Annotated in this window: 1 pseudogene; it reads left to right on the top strand. The window is 49.8% G+C overall.

Annotated elements, in window-relative coordinates:
- Positions 1 to 1,116 precede the first annotated feature (1,116 nt).
- Positions 1,117 to 2,339 (top strand): annotated as a pseudogene (locus tag VSA01S_RS20120) (hypothetical protein); the annotation flags it as partial.

Genomic DNA, 2,339 nt, shown 5'->3' with positions numbered 1-2,339 from the left:
ACGATGAAGCCATTATTATCACGCTGTTTGATGACAACGATATTGAGTGCATCGCTGCTCGGTTGTGGTGGGGAAGACACTTCTCAATCGACCCCTAACGAGGTCTTTCCCTTTGTGGCATCGGACGGATTTAGTACAGTCATTCCAGCCTCAACCTCTTCTGTGGATGTACGTCCGTTTGTGCGGGGAGCGCGAGGTCACGAAAGGCTGACTTCTGTTGAACCGATACAAGAGAATTGCAGTGACGTTACAGTGTCTGATGATGGGTTGGTATTTGAGGTGGAGACCCCGTCAGGACAGTGGTGTGATTATCAATATACGGTAGCCAGTGAGCAAGCGGATGCGCCTTCTTCCAGTGCAACCATGTCGGTGTTTTCTACCTCTGCCGCTCAGGCAACCCTCCCTCCTCTGTCGCACCCGATGTTGTTAAGCGATACGAAAGAGAGGTTCGACCTTAAGGCGCTGCTTGGCTCAGAGTGGCCATCAGGGTATGCGTTAAGCTCTCAGCCCGTGATTGTGCAAGGAAGTGGAAGTGAAGGTAACTTGGGGAGTGCAACGCCAACAAGTAACACCATTACCTACACGCCGCCGGCGAACGCTGGCTGGAATCGCCTTATCTATACCCTCACTGACGCAGGAAACCCAGGAAACGATGTCGTGGGAACTCTTTATGTAACGATTTCAGAATCACTGAATCATCCACCACAGATAAGCAAACCTAAATACGACTATAATACGGAAAATAGCAATCAGGTCGTGAAGATTGATCAGCCAATAGACATCGACTTATCTGGATTTATTTCTAAGCCGGACGGTCAAGAGTGGCAGGTCATGAAGGTGCAAAGCTATATTGGTACAGCCTATCCGAAAGACGACAACAGCATCACCAATAAAGTCATCACTTATTTACCGACCAGGGTGGGTGAACACATCATCAGTTACATTGTGGCGGACCATTATGGGGGTTACAGTTCGGGATTGATTAAAGTGACGACCAGTGAAAACGAGAAAGCGAGCTCGTGGACCTTTTTAACGGCGGGAGGCGCAACCTACTCAGCGCCCCTACGCTACAGTGACGGGGTTAAGAGTGGCTTTGCGGTCTCCGCTGTCTGGGATATGGGCGTCAATAATACGCTATCAGCGTACAATGGACCAGCGGGCAATGCCTATTGTCACAGTGTTGGCGCCTTGCCCACCCAATCGCAGATGTCGCTTTTGCGCAGTACGCATTACCAAGTCGGGGGCAGTGGGGCGCTAAACCAATGGCCTGCAGCAAAGACTTATTTGATTCAAGGGGCAGGAGGAAGTGGCTATCGAGGTTACGATATTACCACTGGTGAAACGAGCGATTATTCTCCTCAAACGGCGTATTATGTGACATGTGTGGTCAATGAGAATATTCAGTTGACTATGTTGACGCGCGAAGTAGTGGCCGACGGGACCCTAAAAACCATCGCTAGAATTAATAAGCCAGAGTTAACCTCCGTTGAGCTCGATAAAGTATCCACCTCTTCGCTCGATGATTTAGCGGACGTGGGCCTCCAGTTAGCAGGGACAGGAGAGACGCAGACCGTCACCACGTCGTCCACTCAAGCGGGAACGTATCGTTTTATGGTAACCAATACCGAAGATCCTACAGAGGTGTTATCGAGTCCTATCATCACCTATATTGGGGATGTGTCACAGCCTGTGCTGACGAAAAAAGCAGGCAGTACCGACAGTGTAATCGCAAATAGCACCGACGAAGTGAGCGCGACGTTTGAGCTTAAGGATAATAACAATAACCCTTTGGCGAACCAATCGGTGAGTTTTGAGTGGATGGCCAGTGCGTTAAAGGGCGTGACGGTGACATCGCCCGAGAATCAGGTTTTGAGCTGTGGGACAGGAACGGTCACCGGGACAACAGATGCGGCGGGGGAGGTGTTAGTCAAAGCGCAATCCTCAACGGCCATGTTAGATATTACGGTTAAAGCGAGCATCATGGATAAGCCATTGACAACTTGGAGCCCTACATTCCAACCAGCGTGCGCCAACCTGGCAGGGAAGTGTATTGACTTCGTCGATATAGGTAATGGTCAGTTATTTACCAGCTCACCATCCGTGGCCTATCTAGAGAGCATTGGCGGTAGTCCTACAGACGGAATTGTAAATAATGTTAATTGGCTCCCAAAAGGTAGATTCTACAGATTCCACTGGCCTAACGCAAAAGAACTGTGTACTACCTACAACCAACATAGTATCGGCGGACGAATTAACTGGCGTTTGGCGACAAAAGACGAGTTACTGAAGCTACACAACAAATTTGGTGGTATGAATCGCGCGCGCGGTTGGGCTACCGG

The sequence above is a fragment of the Vibrio sagamiensis NBRC 104589 genome, from assembly GCF_007990935.1.
Classification (GTDB): domain Bacteria; phylum Pseudomonadota; class Gammaproteobacteria; order Enterobacterales; family Vibrionaceae; genus Vibrio; species Vibrio sagamiensis.
This window is presented reverse-complemented; position numbering and strand designations above follow the sequence as displayed.